At 61.0% G+C, this 510-nt stretch carries 1 protein-coding gene; it reads left to right on the top strand.

Going from position 1 to position 510, the window contains the following annotated elements; genetic code table 11:
* Window positions 1–510, top strand: a 510-nt coding sequence (locus ACI3KS_RS19675; protein WP_404920227.1) for an NAD(P)H-binding protein, incomplete at both ends; no start/stop codon positions are given.

The raw sequence follows: 510 nt of genomic DNA, 5'->3' as shown, positions 1-510 counted from the left end.
CGACGCCCGTATTGCTCAAGGCTGGCGCGGAACTCACTTTGTTCCTGCGCCGTGCCAGCCGACTGGCCAACCCAGACTCGGCGCGGGTTCGGATCGTCGAAGGGGATGTCCTTGACGCGCCCACACTCAAGGCCGCCATGCAGGGGCAGGACGTGGTCTATGCCAATCTCGCCGGTGACATGGCACGACAGGCCCATGCCATTGTCGACGCTATGCGGGAAACGGGTCTCAAGCGGCTGATCTTTATCAGTTCCATGGGCATCTATGGCGAAGTGCCCGGCGAGACCTATCGCAGCGCGCTTGATCCCTACCGTGACTCCGCAGCCATCATCCAGGAATCCGGTCTGGACTACACCATTCTGCGGCCCGGCTGGTTCAATCGGCAGCCCTCAGCAAGCTATCGTCTCACCAAGAAGGGAGAACCCTTTATCGGACACGATGTAACGCTGAATGGCTTGTCGGCACTGATCGCGGCGCTCGCCACCACGCCTGACTTGCACGTCGGAGAAA

This window comes from Microbacterium sp. ZW T5_45 (assembly GCF_044987415.1).
In the GTDB taxonomy this organism is placed as follows: Bacteria; Actinomycetota; Actinomycetes; order Actinomycetales; family Microbacteriaceae; genus Microbacterium.
This window is presented reverse-complemented; position numbering and strand designations above follow the sequence as displayed.